General features: G+C 55.2%; 1 protein-coding gene. It reads left to right on the top strand.

Going from position 1 to position 520, the window contains the following annotated elements; translation table 11 throughout:
* Positions 1 to 2: 2 nt before the first annotated feature.
* On the top strand, positions 3 to 520 hold a 518-nt coding region (locus tag COO59_RS20630; protein ID WP_103061470.1), incomplete at its 3' end, for a GNAT family N-acetyltransferase.

Raw genomic sequence — 520 nt, 5'->3', positions numbered from 1 at the left:
CGATGGAAATAACCGAAGCAGATGAACGACATATTCCTGCCATCCAGCAGATTTATGCTTATCACGTATTGCATGGCACCGCCACTTTTGAAACCGAACCGCCGGATTCGGCTGAAATGACAGCCCGTCTGAAAAAGGTGCGGGCAGCAGGACTGCCCTGGTTTGTGGCGGTTGAGGACGGCGATATCCGCGGGTACTGCTACCTGTCACTCTACCGTGAACGGTGTGCCTACAGATTCACCCTGGAGGACTCTGTATATATTGCCCCTGGCTTTCAGGGTAAGGGGATTGGAAAAAAGCTGTTATCGAGTGCGGTCGTATGGGCAGAGGCCCGTAGCTTTCGCCAGCTTGTGGCCGTAGTTGGCAACAGCGGAAACACCGCCTCTATTGCCCTGCATAGTGCGGCAGGCTTCAGCATTACAGGAACGCTCAAATCTGTGGGCTTCAGGCACGGACGCTGGCTTGATACGGTCATCATGCAGCGTACGCTTGGGCAGGGCGACGCCACATTTCCGGAGAG

Source organism: Mixta theicola, from assembly GCF_002895925.1.
In the GTDB taxonomy this organism is placed as follows: Bacteria; Pseudomonadota; Gammaproteobacteria; order Enterobacterales; family Enterobacteriaceae; genus Mixta; species Mixta theicola.
The sequence above is the reverse complement of the archived record's forward strand: the minus strand, read 5'-3'. Positions and strand labels throughout refer to the sequence as shown.